Origin of the sequence: Xenorhabdus bovienii, assembly GCF_024721015.1 — a bacterium.
Classification (GTDB): Bacteria; Pseudomonadota; Gammaproteobacteria; order Enterobacterales; family Enterobacteriaceae; genus Xenorhabdus; species Xenorhabdus bovienii.
The window spans coordinates 1-1,038 of record NZ_JANAIF010000235.1; the positions used below are offsets into that span (position 1 = coordinate 1).

Annotated in this window: 3 protein-coding genes; all 3 read right to left on the minus strand. The window is 43.9% G+C overall.

Annotated elements, in window-relative coordinates:
- Positions 1–169: 169 nt before the first annotated feature.
- A complete protein-coding gene (locus NXS07_RS20270; RefSeq protein WP_038197338.1) occupies positions 170–469 on the minus strand; it encodes a helix-turn-helix domain-containing protein in 300 nt (99 codons plus the stop codon).
- Positions 466–756: a type II toxin-antitoxin system RelE/ParE family toxin gene (locus tag NXS07_RS20275; protein ID WP_413743148.1), complete on the minus strand. Its 291-nt coding sequence runs from the start codon at positions 754–756 to the stop codon at positions 466–468. Before NXS07_RS20275 ends, NXS07_RS20270 begins: the two co-directional genes overlap by 4 nt.
- A 70-nt stretch (positions 757–826) precedes the next feature.
- Positions 827–1,038 (minus strand): hypothetical protein (locus NXS07_RS20280; protein WP_258087546.1); only part of this gene is annotated, 212 nt, incomplete at its 5' end.

Consider the following 1,038-nt stretch of genomic DNA (forward strand, 5'->3'; position numbering starts at 1 on the left):
TTTCTATCAACTCGCTGCATAAAAAATAATCGTATTCATCTTTTGATGCACTTTCTCTGCTAATGCGACAGAACCAATAATCGGCAACACCACTTTTGCTAACTTGTCGCCGTTAACGCGACACTGCCCATTTTAATCAGCATCTGTGCTCCTTAAATTTTATGGCTGGTCAGATATGAAATATCCGTCCCCCTCCTTCTGGTAATTCAACGGTCAGACTCAGTTTTCCGCCCATTGCCTCAATATAACGTTTAAGCGTTGCCAACTTAACATCATTGCCTCGTTGCTCAATTTGAGTTATCGCAGGCTGGCTGACTCCCATGGATTCAGCCAGGGATTTTTGCGAAAACTGCAATTCTTCTCGCATCAGCTGTAATCCAGTTTCCAGAATCATTTCATCCGCCATTTCTTTAATCCGTGCCTGGCTCTCTGGCGAACGGGCTGCTACAGCATCACGTAATGTTTTCATTTCTGCTCCTCGATCACGGTTAAATGTGCGGTAAATTCTTCATCCGCTATGCGGATCATCGTGTCGTAAAACCGCTTATTGTTACTTTTGTCACCGGCACATAACACGATAGCCTGACGTTTAGGGTCAAAAGCAAAGAACGCGCGTACCGGGTGGCCTGAATACTGTACGCGAAGTTCTTTCATGTTTTTGTGCCTGGAACCTTTCACTGTATCGGCGTAAGGACGCGATAGTTTCGGCCCATACGTTTCAAGGTTAGTTAGATCGGCCAGTACCTTTTCCTGCATCCCTTCTTCTTGCTCCTGTAGCCAGGCGTCAAACCTTGGGGTAAAAATCACTGTCCACAAAATCAAATCCTCATAAGGTATGGCTTATACTTCCATTATATAAGTTACAGCTTATGCTTTCAATTCTTTTGCCACTTTTTAACTTAACCTGAGATTTGCTTAAGAAGGGAACTAAAGGGTTCTGTCGCATTAACAGAGCGCTAGCTGTAACGGCTCGCAATCGAAAACGGTCGGGCTTGCATTTATCCGCTTTTTTAGCCCACATTAATTGCAAATGAAAAT